Annotated in this window: 1 protein-coding gene; it reads left to right on the top strand. The window is 50.6% G+C overall.

The genetic code is table 11. From position 1 onward, the window contains the following. Positions 1 to 13: 13 nt before the first annotated feature. The coding region (locus R7093_RS24590; protein ID WP_318146935.1) for an Ig-like domain-containing protein at positions 14 to 866 on the top strand (853 nt) is incomplete at its 3' end.

Raw genomic sequence — 866 nt, 5'->3', positions numbered from 1 at the left:
CAAGGAGAGAAAAATGAAGGTCACTCTACTTCACGGAGCTGTGGTTGCTGCACTTAGTGTTAGCTATCAAGCTCAAGCCTACAACTGTCAAAGCCTGCCTGATTGGGATAGCACTGCGATCTACACCTCAGGCACTCAAGTGAAAACTCAAGGTGCCGCCTATGAGGCCGCTTATTGGACACAAGGTAACGACCCCGTCACCAACTCAGGCTCATGGGAAGCGTGGAAGGCATTAGGTCAATGTGATGGAGGAAACAGTAATCTGTCGCCAACGGTGTCCTTCTCTTCTCCAACGAACAACGCGCAAATTCCTGAAGGCAGCGCCATTACTCTGTTAGCCAATGCGTCCGACGAGGACGGACAGGTCACACAAGTGGAGTTTTTAGCGGGTGACCAAACCGTTGCTATCGTCACCCAAGCGCCATTTGAGGCATCTTGGACTGCGGCCCAAGGCGTTTCTCAACTCACCGCGATTGCGACAGACAATGAAGGCGCAGTAACCTCCACAACGGTTGCTATCGTCGTTCAGCCTCAAGTAGAGCTGCCACCACCTAGCATTACTCTCACTAGTCCAACAGGTACGGAAACACTGAGTGTGGGGGATAACCTAACCGTCACTGCTCAAGCTGATGACTTTGATGGCGTAGTTACTCAAGTTGAGTTCTTCGTTAACAACCAATCTGTCGCCATTGATACCAGTGCACCTTACGAATACCAATGGACAGCGAGTGTTGGCACGCACTCATTTAAAGCTCAAGCGACAGATGACTCTAATCTCTCTACCATGAGTCAAGAAGTGGCGCTTGTCGTCACGAATTCAGAAACAGGCAATGGTGGGTGTGCTGATGCTCTACCTTACGTTGCTG

This window comes from Vibrio sp. 1580 (assembly GCF_033340055.1).
This window is presented reverse-complemented; position numbering and strand designations above follow the sequence as displayed.